This window comes from Caballeronia eucalypticola, from assembly GCF_047608185.1.
Classification (GTDB): domain Bacteria; phylum Pseudomonadota; class Gammaproteobacteria; order Burkholderiales; family Burkholderiaceae; genus Caballeronia.
Window position 1 is genome coordinate 158,467 of record NZ_JBLKRU010000009.1, and the last position, 23,905, is coordinate 182,371.

Sequence of the window (23,905 nt, forward strand, 5' to 3'; positions counted from 1 at the left end):
TTGTTGTCAGTGCTCTTTGATTTCAGCAGAAGCTTGACGCTCACGCTCTTGCTTTCTCAGCTTCATGATTTCCTTTATTAGTTGATACGTGATCCCAGCAAACACAATCACGTAAAGCGGCATTCCCGCCAACGCCGGTCTCCAGCCTGCACCATGCGCAATAGAAATAACGAGCGCTAAAGCAACGATGCCGGTCGCGCCTAAATATGCCACCAGTGCTCGCTGAATCAGCCTTTTATACTGCTGAGTAGTCTCGCTTGAGATTGCCTTCATTTTCTAGCGCCGCCTTGAGTCACAGCATTCTGTATCGGCCCTGCCGCGCCCTGAATCATATTGTTGAGGAAGTTACCAAGTGAGCCAGGGAACATTAGCTTTACCAGACTACCTGATGCAGCAGCACCAGTACCAAACCCGCCAGAAAGGTCTGGATTGCTCTGGTGCGTGACTGCGGCGGTCCCAAATGCCCCAACGCCAGCAACTCCAGCGTTGTATCCAATAGCCGCAATTTTCCCCGCCATCCCCATGCCTGCAATAGCCTTGTCCGCAATGGCAAACGGGTAGGTCGCACCACCGATTACGCCGGCAATATACGAACTCGTAAAATCGGGCTTGTCTTTTGAGAGTCCCGTCGAGTAACTATACGTACTACCCGCATAATCGAGTCCTCCAGCCAATACCGCAGCGGCCACCGCTTCCGGCCCGATCAGCGCAAGTGCCGCAGCGGGTGCTCCATAGGCGCCGATCGTCTGCAGGTTTGCCGACGCCGCATCCGCATTCATACCCTGCGCGAGAATCGCCGCGTTCAGCGTCGCATCGCTGCACTGCGAACCCGCCGGGCAGACTTGCGCAACCAGATCCGTCGGCTTCTTCTCGTTCGTGTCCTCGTGAGCCGTCCGGTTATACAAGTCCACATCACCCGCTTCGAACGCACCAGCGTTTCCAGCAAGGTATCCCGCGCCGGTGGCAACCGCATTCGCGACGATGTTACCCAGCGCCTTGTCCATCTCCGCGTTTCCGGTTGGACTCGCCCCCGCTATCGCGTCACTCAGGCCGTTCAACTTCCCCGCTGCGAGCGACGCCGCGCCTGCGCCCACCGCGCCCGCCACCGCCGTTCCTGCGCCACCTCCCAGACCTGCGACCACGGCTGCGCCCGCCGCTTGCATCTCGGCTCTGGAACTGCCGCCGTCGCGCCACGAATCCATGCCGGCCTGATCGCCGTTGACTTCTGCCTCTTTGTACTTCGACTGTGCATAGTCGCCGATGCGCTGCGCCACCGCCTGACCTGCGGCCGCCGCCGCGGACATCATGTCGGCCTGTTTATCCAGAAGGTTGTTCACGTCCGGTGTCTTCGCGACCGTGCCATTCGTGTTCGATGTATCGCGGCTCAGCGTGGCCACATCTTGCGTCTGGTTCGCCGAATCCGTGACGTTGATCGTGCCAGCGCTGATTGCGCTCTTCGTGGTTGCACCGTCGCTGCCGCTGTCGTGCTGACTCAAAGACGGCGTAATACCCCCCGAGTTCGGCACCGAGGACGGTCCTGTCACCTTGTCAGGCAACCCCAGTGACGCGCCCGCCGAGAAGCCGCTGCTTTTTGCATCGTAGCTCGAACTGTTCGCGATATCGGAGACGGAGAGCGTGCCGGTGGTGAGCGTGTTCTTCCAGGCATCAGCATCGCTTGTAATCACTGCGCCCTTCAAGTCCGTGTTCCCCTTGACGTTAATGTTGAACCCACCGTCACCAGCCTGAATCCCCGCCTGCTCGTTCACCCCCGCATAACTGCCGCTGGCATTCGCATTGGTGTGGCTGAAGCTCGCACTGCCACCGCCTTGGCTGATCGCAAATCCCCCGCCCGTGCTCTCCTGGTGCGCCGCGCTTGTCATCGTGTCCTGAACCGACCTGATGTTCAAATCACCGCCCACATCCGCATTCACCTGCCGGCCACTCACATTCGCGCCAATGATATTCGTGTCGCCACCCGACACGATCGTCACCTTGTTCGCCGCCGTCACATGCGTGTTGTTCTGCATGGCGGCATCGCTGTTGCCATCGCCGTGTGCTTTGGACATCGATGCATCCACGCCAAAGCCCTGCGAGCCATACGAGATCCCCACGCTCGCGCTGCTCGATTCGTTGCTGCTGCGCGTCGAATCGGTATCGGTCGTGTTGATGAGATTGACCTGATTGCTGGCCGCCAGGATCACGTCGCTCGCGTTCAGATTCGATCCCGCAATCGTCATGTTGCCGCTTCCCGGCGTGCCGTTGCCCGTCGCCACGAATGCGGCCGTGCCGCCCGCAGTGACGTTCGAACCCCGGTTCGTTACGGAATCCTCTATAAACGTGTTCTTGCTGTGGCTGCTGCCATAGCTGAGTTCAATTTTACCTTCCGGCTTTTCGCCGTTCGCAATGTCCTTCAGTGCGGAGCCTGCCTCACCATAGGCATCAATCGCCCCGCTCGCAGCCGCCATGCCGTGCAATGCCGCTGCGCGATCATCCTCGCTGCGACTCGCGCCGCGCGCCTGGTCAACCGTGTTCGAGAGCGCGTCGAGCACCGGCGCCTTGATCGCGAGGGTAAAGCCGCTCTTGCTGACTTCATGCGTCTCGTCATGATGGGCCGTACTGGCGGCTGCATCGATAGTCACATTCGCCCCCGTACCGGTGATGTTTTGCGCGGCGATCAAGTCGCTGCCGGTGACGCGCAAGTCCGCGCCCGCTGACAGGTTCACGCTTGCGTTGGTACTGCCAATAAGGCTGCCGTTCTGCAGCACGGTACTGTCGTGCGCCGTGTCTTTCTGGTCTACCTTGCCATACGAGATACCCATCCCGCCCGAGCTGCCTAAACCCGACTTCTTCTCTTCGTGGAATGTGCTGCTCTCGCTCATATCTTGCGTGGTGTTGATGGTGAGGTTGTTGACCGCCGCGAGCGTCACATCGTGCGTGGCCGCGATTGTCGAACCGCTGATCGTCATGTCGTGACCGGCCGCGCCCGTGACCGTATCGCCCGATACGGTTGAGCCGTTGGCAATCACCTGACGCGAACTGGCTGCGTCGTTCGTCGTTTCTTTCGAGAGGAAACCCGAGTGCTGGTTATGCGACCAGCTCTGTGCATCGTGGGTTTCGCTCACGCTGCCAATCGTCACATCGCCCGTCGATATCAGTCTGACACCGCCCGCATCCGCCGTCACCGCCGAGCCAAGAACCGCCAGGTTGCCGCTGCCGTTCTGACCCGCTGCAAGCGTAACGTTGCCGCCCGCGCCGACGTTTGAACCCTGCACCGCTTCGTCGTAACTTGAACTGATGTGCTGCGCCTGCTTGCCGCCCATCGACTGCTCGCTGTGGGTTTGCGTATCCCTCGCCGCCGTGACCGTCAGGTTGCCGCCGGCGATCAGCGTCGCATCGTTGGTCGCGCTCACCGTTGCATGAGTGAGCGTTGTGTCGCGTCCCGACACCGTCGCAAGACTGCCGCCTGCGACGATGGCGCTGCCCAGGTTCTGCGTCACAGCGTTGTGACTGCCATTCAGCGCGTCGCGCGTTTGCACGTCTCGCGTGGCGATGAGCGTGGTCGTGCCAAGATTCAGATCGCGTCCGGCTGCAACGGCTGCATCGCCTCCGGTCTGGATCAGCGCGCCATTCAGGTTCACGTCGCGGCCCGCGATGACCGCCGCGTTGCCCGTTGCCGAGATCGTGCCGATGGCATCGATTCCTGCGCCCGTCACGCGGCCCGTAATCGAATTCGAGCCAAAGTCTTTCGCTATTCCGTAGGATTGCGTTTCATTAATGACATCGCGTCCGGCCTGCACGACCACATCGCCGCCACCGATGCGACCGTTCGTGTTCCGCACGTCCTGCACCGCGACCACTGCCGTCATGCCGCTGCTGCCGATCACACCGCTATTGACCACGTTATTGCCGATGATCGTTGTCGCGAGACTGCTTGTTACGTGGCCGCTATTGGTCACGTCGCCGGTGGCGTTCAGGTTCACTGCGTTGCCCGCAACCAGCGCGCCGCTGTGCGTGAGATCCACGGTGCTCGACTGCGCAAGATACACCTGTGGCACCAGCACCGTCTGATGCGAGCCGTCGGGCAGCGTCACGTCCTGCGACACGAGCCATACCATGTCGGTGGTCAGTTGCTGCATTTGTGAAGACGTCAGCGCGATGCCAGGCGCCAGCCCAAATTCCTTTGCGTACGCGACGCCGCTATTCATCAGCGCCGTGTATTCATCGAGATTGCTGGCGTAGCCCGTGAGGAACGTGCGCCCGGTCAGTTGCGTGACCTGGTTGCGCACGAGGGTCTGTTCATACATGCCGTCGCCCAGGCGCTTTTCGGTCTTCGATGGATCAAGGCCAAGCTGCCCCAGCATGTAGTCGCTGCTGATGAAGTTCGAATACTGCGTGAAACGCGGATCGGTGGCGATGAGGTAGCTTGCCTCGGGCGCCGTGTTGTAGGTGTAGAGGCCACTCACCGGCAGCTTCAGGTTCGGGATGCCGCCGCTCGCCCCGCCAACTGTCTGCGGATTGCGGCTCTGGCCGCTCACACTATTGGCCTGCGCGCCGCTCACGCTGCCGCTCTGGCCGCCTTGGCCGCCTTGGCCGCTCACGCTGCTGGCCGTTGTCCCGCTCACGCCCGAACTGCCGCTCTGGCCTCCTACAGTGCCGGTCTCCGTGCCACTCACGCCCGTGCTGCTGCCCTTGCCGCTGATTCCGCCAAGCTGCGTGCCGTCCGCGCTGCCACCCGTCACCCCCGAGCCGTTCACGGTCTGCCCCTGGCGATTGACCGAGTTGATGCTGATAGTCTGCGCATCGGTCTGCACCGTCTGGTTCGACGTGGCAATTGCGGGCAAGGCATCGACGGTCGTGGCCGTCTGCGAGATACCGTCGGGCACATTGGCCAGGTATTCATTGTCGCCCCCAGTCTTTTGGTGCCAGTACCAATCGGACGAGGCGGTATTGATGGTCGTCTGCTGCAACACGGTGCCTGTGTCGTTCACGCTGCCGCCAGTGGCACGGCGCACCAGATCGCCGCCTGCGGCCATTGTGGACGACTGGTTATTGATGCTGCCATTGTCCGCGTTGATACGAATGGCGCCCTGCGCCTGGATCGTTGCCGCGTTGCCCGCGCTTATAAGCTGGTCAGTGATCGTCGTAGTCTGGGTCGTATGACTCATTTCCACGTAGTCGTGGTTGTCTTTACCCAGGGACTCATCCAATCTGACCTGATCGGGCCGGATGTTCTTGTTCGGGTCGAAGTCCGGCCAGAAGGTGATGGAGTACGTGTCGTTGCCGTTGTCCGTGATGCCGCTGTACCACTGGGTTGCGTTGTTGGTGATCGTGCGCGTGGACGTTTCGCCGCCGGCCAACGCCGAGTAAATATCGGTCAGCGGTACAGTGAGCGAGAAGCTTTGCGCGGCCGGATCCAGGTTCGTCACCTGCGATTTCGGGACCTTGACGGTGATCGGGTGCATCAGATGTCCAATCACGCCCGTGCCAATTGCTCCATCTTTCCAGCGCCATTCGGGATAGAGCGTGCTGTAGTAATACCCCATGCTGCCCGTGGGCAGGCCCGCGCTCCACAGCGTCAGCGTGGTCGTGCCTGCGTCCTGCGGCGTGCCCGCCTCGGTGACTGCACCGGTACGCACGTTGCTGAGCGTGCGCGCGGCGATATCGATGTCGCCTTCCGCCTCGATGCTCGCCGCGCTGTTCGTGAGCGTGCCAGTCTGGCTCGCGAGCATGCCGGACGCGTCGCGCGTGCCGTCTTTCGCGATCTCCAGATTGCCCAGGCTGTAGATCAACGCGCCATCGGCGTTCGTGACCGAATCTTGTGCGTAGAGGTGGACGCTGTTCGCTCCTGCTATGACTGCTGTGGAGCTGGTATTCGTGATGTCGGCGGCATTCACCGTCACGTCGTTGCCAATGATCGCGCCGGTGTTCACGAGCGTCGCGCTGTTAGTTGTCACCGTATCGCCTTCGATGCGGCCAGCGTTCGTGAGCGTACCGGAGGCATTCACGGTGGTTGACGACGAATTGATATCGCCATCTGCCGTGTTCACCACGCTCGCGCCGCTTGCAGTCAGCGCACCGTTCGCCGCCAGCGTGCCGGTGTTGGTCAACGTGCCTGTCGCACTCACGCTCATACTGCCGTCAGCGTGCAGGTTATTGCCCGCGTCGTTGGTGTAGTCGCCCGCGACGGCAAGCGCCAGATCGCGCCCCGCGATCATGTCGCCATTGCCCGATACGGCTGCGCCCACAGCAACGTCCCGGTTAGCGCGGATTGCGCCGCCCAAGTTCGACAGCGATGCAACATTCACCGATAAGTCCAGACCGCTGAGCATCGCGCCGGCGTCATTGATGACAACAGCGTTCGCTTGGTTCAGGTTCAGCGCGGTGGCGCCAAAGAGCGTACCGCTCGCGTTATTTACGCGCTGAGTGATGTTCAGATTCGCCGCGCCGCCCGCGACGAGGTTCGCGCCCGCATCGTTCTCAAGCGTCTGCGCGTTCACCGTCAGGTCACCGTTACCGCCAAGCGTGCCGTTTGTGTTTGCAATATCGGATGCGCTGGTCATGGTCGCGCCATCGCCCGCGTTGGTCAGCTTGCCGCCTGAATTATCGATTCGCGCAGCGCTCACGTCTGCCGTGCCATGCGCACCGTTGGCGCTGATCGTGCCTTGCGCGTTCGTGATCGTGCCGCCTGCCACGATGCTCAGATCGCCCGAAGTCTGCAGCGAGCCGCGCATGGTGTCGATGTCGCCTTGCGTTGATACAGCCAGACCATTGCCGCCGTACAGCGAACCGTCGCGATTGACGATGCCCGAGGCCGCATTGATGCGTGCCGCCTGCATCGCGAGAAGCGCACCGGACGTGTTGTCGAGGCTTGCACTTGTGAGCGCGAGTGCGCCGTTGGTTTGTGCGCTGCCGCCGACGTTCGATACCGCGCCAGCCGAGTTGACAGAAAGCGTGCCGGTGCCGGCATGCTGGATCGTGCCGCGATCGTTGGCAATCGATTGCGCGGACAGACTCAAGCTGTTTGCGTTGGTCGCGAGTGTGCCGCCGGTGTTATCCAGCGCGCCGCCTATTTGTATCGATTGATCGGCAGTGCCGTATTGGGTGAGCTTGCCGTCGCGATTAAGCAGATCACCCGAGACGGAGAGGGCAAGCGCATCGCCGTTGATATCGCCACCAGTGTTATCAATCGATGTTGCCGAGATCACAGTGGCCGCACCCGAGAGCGTGCCGTCTATATTGTTCAACGCACCAGAGCTCGCCGTGGTAAGCGCGCCGCCGGCCGTGATCGTGCCCGCATGGTTGTCGATGCTTTGTGCCCGCAGCCAGGCATCGCCCGCTGCGGTGAGTGTCCCCTGATTCGACAGCGTTCCCGCACTGACGTCAAGCGCGCCATTTGTACCAATCGTCCCGGCCGTGCCGTTCAGAAGCGCGCCGGTGACAGTGACACTCAGTCCGTCGCCATTGAGCGAGACGATACGGCCTGCGGTGTTGTCGAGCGTCGCGCCGCTCAACGTCGCGCGATGCGCGGCCTGCATCGTGCCCCACTGATTGTCTATCGCGCCCTGGGACTGGAGGGTGAGCGCGCCGTTGCTCAGCACGTTACCCGATGCGTTCGACACAGCGCCCGCTGCGTTCACGGCGAGCGTGCCGGTGCCTGCATGCTGGATCGTGCCGTGATCGTTGGCGAGATTTTGCGCGTCGAGCGTCAGGTTCTTGGCGTTCGTCGCGAGCGTCCCGTTGGTGTTATCGAGCGTGCCGCCGGCTTGGATCGTCTGATTGGCGGTGCTGTATTGCGTGAGCGTGCCGCCTTGATTAGCGACGTCGCCGGTTGCCGAAACGGTGAGCGTGTCACCGTCGATATTCCCATTGGTATTATCAATCGATGCGGCTGAGAGGGTCGTGGCAGAGCCCGACAATGTGCCATCCGAATTGTTCAGTACACCGGTTGATGTGACATTGAGCGCGTTTCCCGCCGTGATCGTGCCCGCATGATTATCGATGCTTCGCGCACGCACTGTGGCATTGCCCGCACCGGTGAGTTTCCCTTGATTTGCGAGCGTGCCCGCACTCACATCAAGCGTACCGTTCGTGCCAATCGTTCCCGCCGCGCCGTTCACAAGCGTGTCTGTGACCGCGACACGCAAGCCATCGCCATTGAGAGACGCGATACGCCCGCCCGTATTGTTCAGCCATGCGGCCGTTACGTCCGCGCGTTTCGATGCCTGGATCGCACCTCGCGTATTGTTCAACCCGCCAGCGGCGTGTGCGGCGAGCGCGCCGTTTGTCACCACGTTGCCCGCAACGTTCGAGAGCGCGCCGTTCACGTTCATCGCCAACGTGCCTGTACCCGCGTGCTGAATGTTGCCTTTATCGTTTGTGACGGCTTGGCCGCTGATACGTAAATTGTTCGCGTTCGATGCAATCGTGCCGCCGGTGTTATCCAGCGCGCCGCCTGCCTGAATCGTCTGGTCGGCGGTGCCGAACTGCGTGAACGTGCCGCCCTGATTGGCGATGTAGCCGGTCGCCGAAACTGCGAGAGCATCGCCCTCAATGTCACCGTTCGTATTGTCGATTGATGAACCGGAGACGGTCGTGGTCGAGCCTGACAGCGTGCCGCTCCGGTTGTTTAGCGCGCCGGGCGAGGCGACATTGAGCGTCCCGCCTGCCGTGATCGTGCCCGCGTAGTTATCGATGCTTTGCGCGCGCACCGTGGCATCGCCCGCAGCAGTGAGTTTCCCTTGATTCGATAAAGTGCCCGCACTGACACCCAGCGTGCCATTCGTGCCAATCGTTCCGGCCGTGCCGTTCAGGAGCGTGCCGGTGACCGTGGCATTCAAGCCCTCGCTATTAAGCGAGACAATACGTCCACCCGTGTTATCCAGCGACGCGGCATTGATGTCTGCGCGCCGCGACGCCTGTATTGCACCTTGAGCATTGTTTAGACTGCCAGCGGCTTGTATGGCAAGCGCGCCGTTCGTCACCACATTGCCCGCAACGTTCGACAACGGGCCGTTCGTGTTCGTCGAAAGCGACCCTGTACCGGCGTGCTGGATGTTGCCTTTATCGTTTGTGACGGTTTGCCCGCTGATGTGCAGAACGTTCGCGTTCGATGCAATCGTGCCGCCCGTATTATCCAGCGCGCCGCTTGCCTGAATCGTCTGATCGGTCGCGGCGAACTGCGTGAGTCTGCCGCTACGATTAATCAGATCGCCCGAGGCCGAGAGGACAAGCGTATCGCCTTCAATGTCGCCGCTCGTGTTGTCAATCGATGCACCGGAGACGGTCGTGGTCGAACCTGACAGCGTGCCGCTCCGGTTGTTCAGCGCGCCGGGCGAGGCGACATTGAGCGCGCCGCCGGCAGTGATCGTGCCCGCGTGATTGTCGATGTTTTGCGCGCGCACCCATGCTTCGCCCGCAGCACTGAGTTGCCCTTGATTCGCGAGTGTGCCCGCGTTGAGATTCAGCGCGCCGTTCGTGCCGATGGTGCCAGTCGTCCCATTGTTTAGCGTGCCGCGTGCGGCGATGTTCAGCCCGTCGCCATTGAGCGAGACCATACGCCCGGCTGTGTTATCCAGCGAACCGGCGTCGAGCGTCATCGCGCCTGCGGCCTGCATCGTACCGCCTTGATTTACCAAGTCACCTGCTGCCGTCGCGTCAAGCGCACCGCCTGAAATGATCTGACCACTACGGTTCGATATGCTCGCCGCTGTCACCTGAACCAACCCGCCCGACATCTTGCCGCTGTCGTTGACGAGTGTGCCCTCTGCATTCGCGATAAGCGCGCCGCCTGCGGTCGTATTCGCCCTCGACACGTTCAGGTCGCCGTTGATTGCAGCAAGCGCCAGCGTGCCGATCGCCGAGGTATTGCTACCGGCCAGATTCACCGACGCACCACGGATGGTCGTGTTACCGCCGCCTTCGTTTTGCACGGTTGCGGTGAGCGCGCCACTGGCGATCACCGACAGGTCGCCCGCATTGGCAATCGTGCCGTCGCTGTTCACGCCCGCACCAAGCGTCCCATTCGATGCCACGGTTGCCGCATTGACCTTGGTGTTTTGCTGCGCGGCCAGCACGCCATTATTAGTTAAGACTCCGATGGTATTTGCGGAGACGTTATGCTGCGCGTAAGTCGTGCCGCTGTTATCGATGCCGTCGCGCGCAGACACGTTAAGGTTGGCGCTCGCGTTGGTCTGTCCGGCGAGCACCAGTTTGCCCTGCGTAGTGAGCGTCAGGTCGCCTGCCTGCGCCGCAAGCACGCCCTTGTTCGACACGCCCACACCATTCTCGGTGCCCACCAGCACGATGCGGTTTGCGTACATGCCACCGAGATTGCTCACATCGATAGACACGCCCGGTGCCGCACCTGTGCCTGCAATCGACGTCGCATTGAGCGTGCCGTAATCTATGCTGTTCGCACCCGTCACGACGTTCAGGTTTTTTGCATAGATCGCCGCGTTCGCCTGCACGGCGCGCGCGAGCAGATCGACCTGATCGGTATCGCCTGCGTTCAGTCCAGCGCCCTGAATGCTGATGTTGCCGCCCGTCACGTTGAGACCTGAAAGCGAGCCATCGGCGGCAAAGTTCGGCGTGCCGGTCGTGAGGATCGCACGCGACGTGTTGATGAAACCGCCGCCGTTCACGCTGATGCCCGAGCCGTTCGCGATCACCACTTCGGCGCGTCGCCCCGCGACTTCGACACGCCCATTGATCTGGCTCGCCGCGCTGCTGTTGACCTGATTGACGATCACGCGCGCAGACTGCCCGGGCCCAAAATTCGGATTGCCGTTAATCAAACCCGCCTGCTGCGTCTGCACGATGGCCGGCGAGTTGTTCAGGATGGCGCCCTTGGGCTGCACGTCGAACCTGTTGTAGGTATTCATCGAGACGCCGGCGCCCGATGGCCGGTTGATGTTCACCTGATCCAGACCGTTTTGCGTCTGGATGACGGACGGTGCGTTGGCACCTCCCGATATGATCTGCGCACTTGACCACGAAGGCAGCGCGCCAAGTAATGCGAGCGCCGAGAAAACGATCTGCCGCAGCGTAAAAATCAAACCCTGTGATTCTTTGTTGCGTACTGAAGTCTGTCCTGCTTCCTTACCTGTCGCCGTGGCGGTTTCCTCGACGGCAATCAGCATGTTTCTCAGTCGACTGAATACCAGTCGATATTTATTCTTGTTCATCTGGACTCGTTTGTAATGCTATTTTTTGACGAGCAACAAAATAGCGTCAGACGAACCAGACAGGTTAAAACCAACCATCAGCCGGATCTGAAAACAACGGTTTCGATGAAATCGGATCTTTCTTATAGGGAATTTTGGAGCACAGAGGTGGGTGAAACGGGCGAAAAAGCCCGGATGTTGGTGAGACTTGTGCGTCCCGGATCGCCTTATCCACAGCTTTTGTTGGCAAGGCTGTGGACAAGTCCTGGGGAGTTGCAGCAACGTGTTGATTTGGTTGGGACTTGTTCCCTTGCTTCGTTATGAACGGAGCAAGGCCGCCTCTCAAACCCCCAGCGCAGTTTCCACCGCACCCGCCAGCGCAAGAATCGCTTCATCCTGCCCGTGAAATCCACCGATACTGAATCCCACCGGCGCATCTCCGTCCCGATGGCAAGGCACTGACACCGCGCAACCATCGAGGAAATTCACCACGCTTGGATTGCGCAGCACCAGCGCGTTGGCTGCGGCAAACACGGCGTCATCGGCTTCGAGCGCGGCAATGGCAGGCGGCGCGATGGGCACGGTCGGCATGACGAATGCATCGAAACCGGCGAAGAACTGCCGAGCGGCCGTGATGGTCGTGCGCCGGGCCGCGAGCAGATCGATGTAATCCGCCGCCGATGCCGCCTCGCCAAGTCTGATCCGAGCCAGCACGCGCCGGTCGTACGCATCCGCGTGAGTGCCCAGCCGCGAGCGATGAGCGGCAAACGCTTCGATGGGCGAGAAGCCGAACGTATTGATCGCAGGCAGCGAATCGAGCGGCGCGAAACGGACCTCGGTGAGCAAGGCGCCGGCGCGAGCAAGCTTGTCCAACGCCGCTTCATAAGTTCGTGCGATTTCCGGCTCAATACCGTCCATCACATAGTTGCGCAACACGGCGAACCGCGCGCCCGCAAGCGGCCTGCTTGCATCGAAAGACACCCCAGAGAGCACGCCATCCATCATCGCGCAGCACGCGACACTCGACGCAATCGCGCCGACGACATCGAGCGTAGGCGACAGCGGTACAACGCCTTCAGTCGGCACACGTCCTGCGCTCGGTTTAAAACCCGTGAGCCCGCAAAACGCAGCGGGAATCCGCAGTGATCCGCCCGTGTCGCTGCCAAGGCCCGCTGCCGCCAAACCGTCGGTCACGGAGGCTGCCGCTCCCGACGATGATCCGCCCGCCACATGTCGTTCGTTGCGGCGCCACGGCGATGCAGGCGTGCCGTAGTGAGGGTTGAGACCCAGCCCCGAAAATGCAAACTCGCTCATGTTCGTGCGCCCGATCAGCACTGCCCCAGCGCGCCTTAGCCGGGCGACCGCGGGTGCATCGTTGCGAGCGGGCGCAGCATCGGCGAGAACGCGGGAACCGGCGCGGGTCGGCTGGCCTTGTATATCGAAGAGATCTTTTATCGATACCGGCACACCGGCCAATGGCGAAAGACGCGTGCCGGCGCGGCGCAATGCATCGAGGGCATCGGCCTGTCGGCGAGCGCCATCGACGTCAACAAAGCAGAACGCGTTGCCACCGTCGCCGCCATCGGCAGCAATGCGCTCCAGCGCGGTTTCGGTGAGTTCGCGAGAGGTCGTGGTGCCTGCGTCGAGCATGGCGGCGAGATCGGCGAGCGGTGTCTTGGGAGCGAAGCGAGTCATGATGATATCCAGTAAGAGTCAGGCAATCGTCGGCAACGATGCCATCGAGTATTGATCTTTCAGAGTGCGTCCGAGCACTGGATCGTGAAGATCGAGTTCGACGACATCGCCGCTATCGCGCCGCCGTCAGTGGCCTTGAACCGATGCACGGAGCGAATCCGGGACTCGCGACGCGCTCCTGTCTTGCGGTCGTGATGCCCTCATCAACTGTTCTTTAGCGAAGGTGGATTCGTAATAGGAACAGTGTCACGAAGAACGGATACTTCGGTCCAACAAGAAAACACATTCGGTTCCAACAAGTTTCTCTATGACTTCTTTTCCGGCGGCGTGCTCTTGCGTCCTGGCTTGGGTGGATTGAACGCCGGCGACGAGGTTCGGGCCAACTTTTCGGTTGAACTATTCGATATATAAAAATAGAAACACTGAAACGAATTGCAATATTAAATCCATTATTTATTTAATATTCGATTCTTTGCCAAACGCCAATGCTTGATATAAGCTCCCACTCCATTAGACGCTCGACTTTATAAGCACGATACCGGCCAAACCTTTCCCAGGTGAACTCACCGATCGTCAAGGTCCTCTTGCGCCCCATGAAATCATGGTCGCGGATGATTTTCGCGATAAATGCGCGAATCGCCTTCACATATGTTTATAACCGTCTGCATTGCCACCACTTTCATAAATACTTGAACTACAAACATTAAAAATTTAATTGTTTCAAATAACGGCAGATGGCTTTTTATCTACTCAAGTTATCCCGCCCGATACAACCGATCTGCGAGCGGAGTTGAACTCATGACCAAATGCATCAGACTCGTCCTGGCTAACCTGCTGTTGCTGCTTGTAACCTCCTGCTCGACTTCGCAAATACCGCCGTCCAACGCGGTCGACCCGGACCTGGAAGCAAAGGCGCGCGCAGCGCTTCAACATTTGTACGTCACCACGCCGAATGCGAAGTTGCTACAGTCCCGTGCAAAGGCGGTGCTCGTATTTCCGGAGATACTCAAGGCGGGTTTGATCGTCGGGGCCGAGGAGGGAAATGGCGTGATGTTTGGCTCGGATGGCAAAGTGATGGGCTACTACAACGCAACGTCCGTTTCGTATGGGCTGCAGGCAGGCGCGCAATCGTTTCAGGAAGCCATGTTTCTCACGACCGATTCCGCAATCAACTATTTGCAGACCAGCGGCGGATGGTCGATCGGTGCGGGTCCGAGCGTGGTTGTCGTGGATACCGGCGCGGCGGGATCATTGACATCGACCACGCTGCAATCGGACGTCTATGCGTTCATTTATGGTCAGCAAGGGCTGATGGCCGGGGTGGGAATCCAAGGTCAGAAAATTTCGAAGCTTAGTCCGTAAGGGGTGGGTTGCGCGGGTGATTTCCTGCAGATAATGCATGCGCCAGCTCATATCGGCACCACTTCACCAGCGACAACCTTAACTGTTTAAGGTCTGGTTATCGAGCCGACGTTCCCTGCTCACTGCTCTCCGATCGCCGAGTTAATGTCCTCAATCGATGCCGGCTTCGCAAGCTTGCGGACACTTCCTTTGAGCGCGGTCACTGAGCGAATTGCGGGAACGATTTCATAGTGCCCGGTTCCTCCGTTGAAGATGAATTCGATGCGGTCCCTGCACTCAACCCGAGTTGGTCGCGTACGGCCAGAGGAATCGCACCTGCCTTTAGATGTCACTGTTGCAGATGCCATTGTTCCTCATATTCGAAATTCCTAATTTGCTTCCAGTTAGCGCGACAGCTTTTTCGTGCCAGTGCCCGTACGCATCAACAGTTCCAGAGTCGCCTCAAGACGAATTACGCGCTCGGTCAGCCCCTCGATCTTTAGCTGTTGCTCCTTCACCGTTCCGGCCAGCGACACCACCTTGTCATTCATTTTGATTACGGTCGTGAGCGCATCCCACACCTTGTCGGTCACACCCATTACCCCTTACCTCCCATCATTGCAGCGATGCGCTTGTTCGACTCCGCGACAAATGACAACGCATCATCGAGTGCGTCATTCGCTTCCTGCGAGGACGCGTTCACGCGCCAGATCAGCGCGTTGATATCCTCCTCATCGTCTGACGGAGTGAAGCCCTGCGCCGCTTGGCGCATCAACTCACTCACGTTGAGCCCGAGACGCTTGGCGGTGCTCGCAATCGCACGTTTCTGAACCGGCGTCACTTGGACGACAATGCGTTCCGTTGCAGCAGCCATTCTTATTCCCTATGTACATGACCATGATATGTACATCATAGACTGATTCTGCAGTTGGTCAAGCTCTTTGCACCTCGCATCAACCGAGCTGCTCGATGCCAGTAACGTTCGAAACAAAGTCCTTCGCCATAGACACCAACGCAAACGGCCCGCTTCCGCGGGCCGCCCTCACACTTTTACACTTTCAAACGCTAACCCTCAATCCATCGCCTTAATCCGCCGCCCTCAGTTTCGCTACCTCAGCATCCGAAGGCTGGACACTCGCGCCATCGATGTACCTATAGTTCGTCATGATGCCCTTGCCGTCCTTCAACGCCGTCGTGCCGACATACGCGCCCATCGTCGACTGGTTGTCCTGCGCGCGATACATGATAGGACCAAACGGCGTCTCAACCTTCAGGCCCTTGAACGCCGCCGCAAGTTTGTCGGGATCGGTCGACTTCGCCTTCTTCAAACCATCGGCGATCGACATCAAGGCCGAATAACCCACCACCGATCCCACCCGCGGATAGTCGTGATACTTGGTCTCATAGGCCGCGACGAACTTGCGGTTAGCCGGGGTATCGATCGAGTACCACGGATACCCCGTCACGATCCAGCCGACCGGCGCTTCGGACCCGAGCGGATCGAGGTATTCAGGCTCGCCTGTCAGCAACGACACCACCGGCCGGTCCTTGAACAAGCCACGCGTATTGCCCTCACGCACAAATTTTCCAAGGTCTGCCGCGAACTCAACATTAAAGATTGCATCGGGTTTTGCGTCCGCGAGCGCTTGCGTGACCGCGCCGGCATCCAGCTTGCCAAGCGGTGCCGCCTGATCCGCAACGAACTCGACGTCAGGCTGCGCCGCCTTCAGCAAACGCTTGAACGTCGCCACGGCCGACTGACCGTATTCGTAGTTCGGATAGACGACCGCCCAGCGTTTCTTGTGCAGCTTGGCGGCTTCGGGTACGAGCATCGCGACCTGCATATAGGTCGACGGACGCAGCCGATATGTGTACTTGTTGCCGTCCTCCCAGACGATCTTGTCCGTCAGCGGTTCAGCCGCGAGGAAGAAAACCTTGCGTTGCTTCGCATAGTCGGCGAGCGCCAATCCGGTGTTCGACAGGAAGCCCCCGAACAACAACGAGACCTGTTCGCCCGTGACCAGTTCCTGAGCCACGCGAACCGTATCGCCCGGATTGCCGTTGTCGTCGCGCGAGATGACTTCGAGCTTCTTGCCGTCGATACCACCCGCCGCGTTGACCTCGTCGAGCGCCATGTTCCAGCCATTCTTATACGGTCCAAGGAACGCAGGCTGCGCTTTATAACTGTTGATCTCGCCAATCTTGATGGTCTGGGCGGCAGCGCCGGCCGACACCAAAGCGGTGGCCAAGGGCGCAACCATGAAGGCGGTTAAGCGCAGCAACGATCCGACACGCGTGGTCATAGTTTTTCTCTCCGGATAAAGCGGCTAAGTTAAATGCTAAGTGACATGGCTAAGGCTGATTGAAGAATACCCTTGGTCGATCTTTACTTTTCCTGTTCGCGCTTAGACACTTAGATACGCTCGCCGCACCGCTTCGTCGCGGGCGAGTTCATCTATCGTGCCGCTAAACCGTATCTGCCCTTTTTCAAGCACGTAGGCGCGGTCGCTGACGAGTTCAGCGAAATGCATGTTCTGCTCGGACAACAGGATGGACAACCCTTCGCGCTTTAACTCAAGAATCATGTTCGCCATCTGCTCAACGATGATCGGCGCCACGCCTTCCGACGGCTCATCGAGCAGGACCAGCGTGGGGTTCCCCATCAGCGTACGCGACACGGTCAGCATTTGCTGCTCGCCGCCGCTCATCTGGCTGCCCGGACGATTCGGCATCTCGCCAAGATTCGGGAACAGGCGGAACAGCTTTTCTGGCGTCCAGCGGGGTGCATCGTCGCGCGGCGGCTGGCGGCCGGTATCGAGATTTTCCATGACGGTCAGATCGCCGAACACGCGCCGGTCTTCTGGCACGAAGCCCATGCCGAGCCGCGCAATACGATACGGCGGCAACTTCGCTATGTCGTGCCCGCAAAAATTGATCGCTCCTTGCCGCGATGGCAACATGCCCATCAGCGCTTTCATCGTGGTCGATTTGCCCGCGCCGTTGCGGCCCATCAGCGCAACGACTTCGCCGCGGCCCACTTCGAGTTCAACGTCGTACAGGATCTGCGCGCGGCCATAGAACGCGTTCAGACCGGAGACTTTAAGCATGCTCTTGTCTTGAGTCGATGTGTTCATCAGGCGACTCCGTCTGCCGAAAGTGGCGAAAGCGATGCGCGCGGCGTGAATGATTTCCCCGTGCCGAAATACACTTCGCGCACACGCGGATCGTTGCGGACGGTTTCCGCATCGCCCTCGCCAATCAGCTTGCCGCGAGCGAGCACGATCAGTTTGTCGGCGTAGGCAAACACTACATCCATGCTGTGCTCGGTGAACAGCACGCCGAGCTTGTGATCAACCACCAGTTGCTTGGTCAGCGCCATCAAGTCGTTGCGTTCCTTCGGCGCCATGCCCGCGGTCGGTTCATCCATCAGCAACAGCTTCGGCTTATTGGCGAGCGCAATGGCCAGCTCGACGCGCTTTACATCGCCATAAGCCAGCACGCCGCACGCGCGTTTTGCATGCGCCGCCATGCCGACTTGTTCGAGCAACGCGATGGCTTCATCGGCGTGAATAGACGACGCTGGCTTCCATAAGTTGAATAGCTGGTGGTCCCGCGAAACGAGCGCCATCTGCACGTTTTCGATCACGGTCATCGAGTTGAACGTGGCGGCAATCTGGAAGGTGCGGCCAACGCCGAGTCGCCAGATATCGCGCGGACGCTTGCCCGCAATCTCGTGGCCGTCGAACAGGATGGAGCCGGAACTCGGCCTCAATTGCCCGTTGAGCATGTTGAAGCAGGTCGACTTGCCCGCGCCGTTCGGACCAATCAACGCGAGCAACTGGCCCGCGTTCAGGTCGAAGGAAACATCGTCAACCGCTTTGACGCCGCCGAACGATTTCGCAAGATGGGAGACGCGTAGAAGGGTCACAGGGCCTCCTTGGCAGATTGCGAAGCGGGCTGTGAGGCAGACTGTGAAGCGGGCGGAGAAGCCACGCCGCCATCGGAATTTTTATGCGATCCAAACTTGTCCCGTACGAACCCCACAATCCCCTGCGGGAACGCGATCACCAGCACGAGGATGGCCGCACCGAGCAGCGCCTCCCAGTAGTCCGTCTGACGCGCGACCGTATCCTGAAGCCACGTGAAAACGGCCGCGCCGACGATCGGGCCGGTGAGCGTCTGCAAGCCGCCCAGGAGCACCATCACGAGGCCGTCGACCGAGCGCCCGACGCTGATCACTTCCGGCGAGATCGATCCCTTGGAGAACGCAAACAACGATCCCGCGAGGCCGCAGAACAATGACGCGATGATGAACGCCACCCACTGCACACGCTTTACGTCGATACCAATTGCTTCGGCACGCAGCGTTGAATCACGCGAGGCGCGCATGGCATAACCGAGCGGCGAGAACAACATGCGTCTCAAGAGCCAGACGCCCAGGACCGCGAATACCAGGGTCACGTAGTAATACGCCACCGTCGAGCTAAGCCAGGTTGATGGCCACAAGTTGAGAATGCCGTTGCTGCCGCCGGTCACCGCGTCCCACTGGAACACGATCGACCAGACGATCTGCGCAAAGGCCAACGTCAACATCGCGAGATAGACGCCCGACAGACGCACGCAAAACCATCCGAACACGATCGCCCCGACACCCGCAAGCAAAGGGCCGAGCACGAGCGCCGCTTCCATGGGCAAGTTCAGGACTTTCAGGAATAACGCCGCGCCATAAGCACCCAAACCGAAATACGCGGCATGGCCGAACGAATGCATGCCGCCCGGACCCATGATGAAATGCAGGCTCGTTGCAAACAGGACCGCGATCAGGATCTCGACAAGCAACACGGGCATGTAGGGAAACACGCCCGAAAGTAGCGGCGCGAGCACAAGCACGGCGAGTACGACGCCGGCGAATATCTTCAGGCGGGTATCGGCGAGACGCAGCGGTGTTTCCGCGACCGCCATGGTTCGAACCGCCGCTTGCGCGCGACCGAGCAAGCCCCACGGCCGCACGACCAGCACAATCGCCATCACCACGAACTCGGCCACCAGCGTGAACTTGCTCAGCGAAAACACCACGCCGCCAATGGTTACATCGCCCAGGCCAATGCATAGCGCCTTTATCTCCGCGATCAACAATGCTGCGACGAACGCGCCGGGAATCGAGCCCATTCCGCCGACCACCACGACGACGAACGCATTGCCGATCGTATCGATATCAAGCGACAGGTTCGCCGACATGCGCGGCACCTGCAGCGCGCCACCAAGACCCGCGAGAAATGCGCCGATAAAAAACACGCCCGTAAATAACCAGGCCTGATTGATACCGAGCGCGCCGAGCATTTCGCGGTCACCGGTCGCCGCACGCACGAGCGTGCCCCAGCGTGTTTTAGTCAGACCGAACCAGAGGATGGCAAGCACTACGGGACCGATCACGATCAACGCAATGTCATAGGTAGGCAGCGCGTGGCCGAGCAAATTCACTGCGCCGCCGAGCAGCGGAGCGCGCGGTCCGAACAGGTCTTCCGGGCCCCAGATATATAAGGCGGCGTCGCGAAAAATCAGCACTAGCGCAAAGGTCGCCAGCAGATGGAATAACTCGGGCGCCTGATAAATGCGCCGGAGCACAATGACCTCAACCAGTGCACCGAGCACGGCAACAATGAGCGCTGCTGCCAGCATCGAAAGCCAGAAACCCGCGACGGTCGAACCAAAGCGGCTAGCGATGCTATAGGCCACATACACGCCAAGCATATAGAACGAGCCGTGCGCGAAGTTGACGATTCGCGTCACGCCGAAGATCAACGACAAACCGGACGCGACCAGAAACATGGCGCAGGCGTCCGCTAGTCCGTTGATGAGTTGCACAGCCAGATTCGAAAGCATCGACGCCTCTATAGCTCGGGATTCATCAAGGTGTTCACGCCGGCAAGGCTGCTTTTTTCAAGCGCCGTCTCTGCCCGGCGATACAAATGTACACACTCTAATTCTAGTCTTCTATGCAATCACCATGCCCACTTTATAGCTAGAGACTTGTACTAGGTACGACTGCGTTTGACCCTTGTTTTATCAGGTCTTTATAGCTGACGCCAAGCTGACAGTCGGGCAGGGACGCTCATTGTGTTGCACCTTATAAAATCAGCGTACACGCCATAATCTCTTTTCCGGTGCGACGGTCCCGCTATTGGTGCAATGCGAAGAAGCAGCGAATAGAGTGCACCAGACGAAGCGACTAATTAATAAGCGTAGCCGTCGAATACGAATCGCGCTTAATCGGCATCGGGCGCGCTAAGCTTGCGCAGCAAATACAGCACGGCCACGCGCTCCGCTTCGTTGAGCTCACTCATGGTCAGCTCGCTGATATGCAAGGCGGTGGGCGTGATCTGTTCGACCAGACTTTCACCCGCCCGCGTCAGTTGCACCTTCACCTTCCTGCGGTCGTCCGGATTGGTTTGCAGCTCAATGAGTTCACGTACCCTCAGACGCTCAATTATGCCGCGTACCGTGGCCGCATCTATTGCGGTGGCCTTGCCCAGGTCGCTCATTGAAGACGGCCCGAGCCTTCGGCTGGCGCTCAATACCGCAAACTGCACGGCGGTCAGTTGAGGGTCGTCGATGGTCTGGCTGAAGATGGCGAGATGACGCTGATAAGCCTTGCGCAGAAGATGCCCGATCTGCTCCGACACCTCATAGCGGGACACGGCGTCCTGCGCAGCTTGCGATGAACCGGAAAGAAGCTTCGAAGGCGCCATGATAGTTCGAATATCGGTAAGGGTGGAATGGTGGCGGGCGCTCGCACGCAGCGGGTGGCGCCATTGCCAAATGGTGCCGGCGCCACATTTTGCTGGCCGCTAATGCACGTGCTTTCGAATCCGCGCCGACGCCTGAGCCAGGTCCTTCCACGCCGCTTCATTCGGTGCGAACGTCGCGCGGATATAGGACACGAGATCGGCTATCTGACGGTCATCGAACGAATCCTTGAAACCCGGCATGTAACCAAGCGCGTCGGTTGCGGGGGCATCGATGCCATTTTGGATCACGTTCAGCAGGTTATCGGGTGTGGCTTCGCTCACGCTGGTGTTCAGCGAGAGCAGCGGACGCACCCCGAAGTTGCCAACACCGCCGGTCGCGGCATGACAGACGGCGCAAGCGCCCTCAAAGATCCGCCGCCCGCTATCGAGTCCTTGCAAGGTCACGGCATCCGCTGCGGCGGCATGCGCGGGTTTCGATAACGTCGTTTCGACCGGTTGCGGTTGCAGTTGCGGTTGCGGCGACAGCGACGCCACGTAGTGCGCCATCGCGCGCACGTCCTCTTCCGGCAACGTCGACAAGCTCGCGACAACCGGCGCCATTGGGCCGGCTGCAACGCCATGCTCATGCGAAAAACCGGTCTTGAGATAGTCATACAGCGCCTGCTCGGTCCACTGCACCGGCGCTTTCGAATTGGCGACAAGCGACGGCGCCACCCAGCCTTCCGCGCTGCCGCCCGTCAGATATAAACGGCCGCCCTTTTCAGCGCCGAATGCATTGCGCGGCGAATGGCACGCGCTGCAATGCCCGGCGCCATCGACGAGATAAGCGCCGCGATTCCATATCGCCGAACGCGTCGGGTCGGGCTTGAACTCGCCCTGCTTCAGATAGAGCGCATTCCATCCCGCGACCAGCGCGCGCTGATTCAACGGAAACGGCAAGCGTGTGACCGGCGGCGCATTGTCGACCGCCGGCTGCGACATCAGGTATGCGTAAAGCGCAGTCATGTCCGCCTCGCTCATCTTCGTGAACGCGGTGTACGGGAACGCGGGATAGAGATGATGCCCGTCGCGTGAAATGCCCTGGCGCATGGCCCGGTCGAATGCGGCGAACGACCAGTTGCCGATGCCCGTCTTCGGATCGGGCGTCAGGTTGGTCGTGTAGACCATGCCAAAAGGTGTCTCGAGACCGAGGCCGCCGGCGTTCACCGCGCCGCCGGGTGCGGTATGGCAGACCGCACAATCCCCGAACTCGGCAATCTGCCGACCGCGAGCGATGGTGGCGTCCGACCATGTCGATGCAGCGGGTCGCGCGATAGGGTCAATCGACGCTCGCAGGGGCCACAGCGTGCAAGCCAGCCCGATGAGGCTGCCAACACCGCCGGCAGCGAGCGCGGTCCACAGCGAGCGTTTTGCGCGTCGTGGCGGGTTGCTGATCGTGCCAACTGTACCGGTGGAATCCTTCCCAAGCGCCGCAAGCACACGCTCCGGCGTGAACGGCGGCGCTCGGAAACGCACGCCAGTTGCGTCGTAAAGTGCATTGGCAATAGCCGCTGCAGCCGGGGAGACATCTATTTCCAGGCGATCGCCGGCAGTGGCCTGCGCAGCGAGTTCGCCAGACGCCGCCGATGCCGATGCCGGTGCAAGTTCGTGCGATACAGCCTGCGTGCCCGGCGTCTCGTCGTGTGACGGCCGTGCCGTAAGTTGTAGACCGAGAGCACGGGAGGCCGCAGCAGCGATCTGCCGGGCTGGAACGCCATTCAACCTGCCGATGCGGCGCCGTCCGCTTGCCCGCCCCGCTACCACCCGTTTGAGCGCGACGTCGCCGGTCAGGCGGTTTACATCGAGATCGACGATCCACGCCGAGTAGTCGGGCGTCCGGTTGGGGTTATCGATGGATGACGGGTTGTGTTCGTCGAACGCGAAACCGCGGCCGTGAGCGACTGCGTTGCCAGCGCGGCGCGTCTTGCGATTCTGATGATCGGCGTTCCACGCTGCCCGCTGCGCCACCGTGTCGATCAACTCCCGCGCGCCGCCATGCTCAACCGGGTCGAGATGATCGAGACGAAACGAAACCGGATCGCGATGATTGTCGCGTGCGATTTCATCGACGAACGACTCGCGTGCAAAGGTATGCGCCGAGCGAGGAATCAGCGTGGCGGGATCGTCGACAAGCGACGTCGCACGCGGTAAAGCATAAGGACCCGGATGTTGTGCGACTGCTTCGCCGCCCGTTAAGCCCGGCGTTCGCGCCATATAGCGCCAGTCGAGCAGCGCGCCCTCGCCGTCCAGCGACGCAGCGACAGAAACCGCTGCCTCCTTGACGTGAGACACCGCCACGTAACCGCCGACGCACATCGACCGGCCGGTTTCCGCCATCAAGACAACCGCAGCGAGCGCGGCATGCGTGGCGATTAGCGGATCGGTGTGGTCATCGTTTGCATCGTTCGCATTGAGGGAGTGCAACGCAAAGCGCTCGGGCGGCAGGCCCGTGACAGCAGCTAGATTCGCCCGAAGATCGACAATGTCGGGGGCATTGGTCCAGACTGCGATGCTACCGGCGTCGTCACACGCAATGGCCTCGCACGCCACCAATCTGTGCGCCGGAATCGGCCATGTGTAATGCGCTTCCTGCTGCAAGCCCGAATGTTGCACGGGCAGAGAGCCAGAATCAGCGGCATGCTGCGAACGAGCCGATAACACCAGTTGGCAAGCAGCATCGCGCGCTTGCTCGAAACGCTCAGCCACGAACGCGGCCACATTTCCCGCGACCACCCAGCGCACGCCCGCTTCAACGCTCAACTGTTGCGCAGACGCGAGCAACGCAGCGTCGGCTTCTGCCAGCACGCACGCGTGAAGCATCGACTCGGGCATCAGCACGGGTCCGCCAGAACTGCCTTCGTGCACGGCGTCCATTACGTCGGGTCCATTACAGGGCGTCCATTACATGAGTCCAATGAG

General features: G+C 60.3%; 12 protein-coding genes. 1 reads left to right on the top strand and 11 read right to left on the bottom strand.

Annotation, left to right across the window (positions count from 1 at the left end):
* Positions 1-6: 6 nt before the first annotated feature.
* The 3 genes from ACMX25_RS13430 to ACMX25_RS13440 form a co-directional block, all read right to left on the bottom strand.
* A complete protein-coding gene (locus tag ACMX25_RS13430; protein WP_414950427.1) occupies positions 7-273 on the bottom strand; it encodes a hypothetical protein in 267 nt (88 codons plus the stop codon).
* Positions 270-11,183 (bottom strand): hemagglutinin repeat-containing protein, encoded by a 10,914-nt coding sequence (locus ACMX25_RS13435; protein ID WP_414950428.1) that lies wholly within the window; start codon positions 11,181-11,183, stop codon positions 270-272. The genes ACMX25_RS13430 and ACMX25_RS13435 overlap by 4 nt, the downstream gene beginning before the upstream one ends.
* Positions 11,184-11,504: 321 nt before the next feature.
* Positions 11,505-12,857, bottom strand: a complete 1,353-nt coding sequence (locus ACMX25_RS13440; RefSeq protein ID WP_414950429.1) for an amidase — start codon at positions 12,855-12,857, stop codon at positions 11,505-11,507.
* A gap of 798 nt (positions 12,858-13,655) precedes the next feature.
* On the opposite strand from ACMX25_RS13440, the gene ACMX25_RS13445 reads away from it, so the two are divergent.
* Positions 13,656-14,219, top strand: coding sequence for a lipid-binding SYLF domain-containing protein (locus ACMX25_RS13445; RefSeq protein WP_414950430.1), 564 nt, complete (start codon positions 13,656-13,658; stop codon positions 14,217-14,219).
* A 383-nt stretch (positions 14,220-14,602) separates the two neighbouring features.
* On the opposite strand, the gene ACMX25_RS13450 is transcribed toward ACMX25_RS13445, so the two are convergent.
* The 8 genes from ACMX25_RS13450 to ACMX25_RS13485 all read right to left on the bottom strand — a co-directional run bounded on the left by ACMX25_RS13450 (position 14,603) and on the right by ACMX25_RS13485 (position 23,860).
* The gene (locus ACMX25_RS13450) at positions 14,603-14,797 is read right to left on the bottom strand and encodes a hypothetical protein (protein WP_414950431.1); all 195 of its coding nucleotides are present in this window, start codon (positions 14,795-14,797) and stop codon (positions 14,603-14,605) included.
* The gene (locus ACMX25_RS13455) at positions 14,797-15,072 is read right to left on the bottom strand and encodes a plasmid mobilization protein (protein WP_414950432.1); all 276 of its coding nucleotides are present in this window, start codon (positions 15,070-15,072) and stop codon (positions 14,797-14,799) included. Before ACMX25_RS13455 ends, ACMX25_RS13450 begins: the two co-directional genes overlap by 1 nt.
* Positions 15,073-15,283: 211 nt before the next feature.
* Entirely contained in the window at positions 15,284-16,501 is a 1,218-nt protein-coding gene (locus ACMX25_RS13460; RefSeq protein ID WP_414950433.1) for an ABC transporter substrate-binding protein, read from the bottom strand.
* Positions 16,502-16,603: 102 nt separating this feature from the next.
* The gene (locus tag ACMX25_RS13465) at positions 16,604-17,332 is read right to left on the bottom strand and encodes an ABC transporter ATP-binding protein (protein WP_414950434.1); all 729 of its coding nucleotides are present in this window, start codon (positions 17,330-17,332) and stop codon (positions 16,604-16,606) included.
* A complete protein-coding gene (locus tag ACMX25_RS13470) occupies positions 17,332-18,126 on the bottom strand; it encodes an ABC transporter ATP-binding protein (protein WP_414950435.1) in 795 nt (264 codons plus the stop codon). The genes ACMX25_RS13465 and ACMX25_RS13470 overlap by 1 nt, the downstream gene beginning before the upstream one ends.
* A complete protein-coding gene (locus ACMX25_RS13475) occupies positions 18,123-20,081 on the bottom strand; it encodes an ABC transporter permease (protein WP_414950436.1) in 1,959 nt (652 codons plus the stop codon). Before ACMX25_RS13475 ends, ACMX25_RS13470 begins: the two co-directional genes overlap by 4 nt.
* Positions 20,082-20,464: 383 nt before the next feature.
* Positions 20,465-20,947, bottom strand: coding sequence for a MarR family winged helix-turn-helix transcriptional regulator (locus ACMX25_RS13480; protein WP_414950437.1), 483 nt, complete (start codon positions 20,945-20,947; stop codon positions 20,465-20,467).
* 99 nt (positions 20,948-21,046) lie between these two features.
* Entirely contained in the window at positions 21,047-23,860 is a 2,814-nt protein-coding gene (locus ACMX25_RS13485; RefSeq protein ID WP_414950438.1) for a c-type cytochrome, read from the bottom strand.
* Positions 23,861-23,905 lie beyond the last annotated feature (45 nt).